The sequence below is a fragment of the Pseudomonas oryzihabitans genome, assembly GCF_032027545.1.
Lineage (GTDB): Bacteria > Pseudomonadota > Gammaproteobacteria > Pseudomonadales > Pseudomonadaceae > Chryseomonas > Chryseomonas oryzihabitans_F.
Window position 1 is genome coordinate 1 of record NZ_JAVSJB010000091.1, and the last position, 683, is coordinate 683.

The window sequence follows — 683 nt, forward strand, 5'->3', positions numbered from 1 at the left end:
GCCTTGAGCCACACCTTGGCCGCCGCATTCGCGTTCTGCTTCTCGTTGAGGACCTTGTCCATCAACTGGTTTTCCATGTCCAGGGTGAAGGACAGGTTGGTCAGCAACTTGCCCACGTTGGGGCATTCCTGCACGTAGCCCTTGCGGACGTTGGTGTAGATGGTGGCGCCACCGTAGTTGGGGCCGAAGACGTCGTCGCCGCCCGAGAGATAGGCCATCTTGAAGCGGGTGTTCATCGGATGGGGTTCCCAGCCGAGGAACACCACCCACTGCTGGCGCCGCTCGGCGCGCTGCACCTGGGACAGCATCCCGGCTTCACTGGATTCCACCAGCTTGAACTTGCCCAGGTCGAAGGTGTTCTTGTCGATCATGCCCTGGATCAGGCGGTTGCCGTCGTTGCCGGGCTCGATGCCGTAGATCTTGCCGTCGAACTTGTCGGCGTTCTTGGCGATGTCGGCGAAGCTCTTCACCCCGGCGTCATAGACGTACTGGGGTACCGCCAGGGTGTACTTGGCGCCTTCCAGGTTGGCGCGCACGGTCTCGACGCTGCCGTTGTCGGCATAGGGCTTGATATCGGCCGCCATGCTGGGCATCCAGTTGCCGAGGAAGACGTCGATGTCCTTGTTCTGCATGGACTTGTAGGTGACCGGCACGGAGATCATGTTGGTGGTGGGCTGGTAGCC

1 protein-coding gene is annotated in these 683 nt (G+C 61.3%); it reads right to left on the minus strand.

What is annotated here, in order from left to right; genetic code table 11:
• Nucleotides 1-683, minus strand: a 683-nt coding sequence (gene choX / locus RND78_RS27850) for a choline ABC transporter substrate-binding protein (RefSeq protein WP_312733455.1), incomplete at both ends; no start/stop codon positions are given.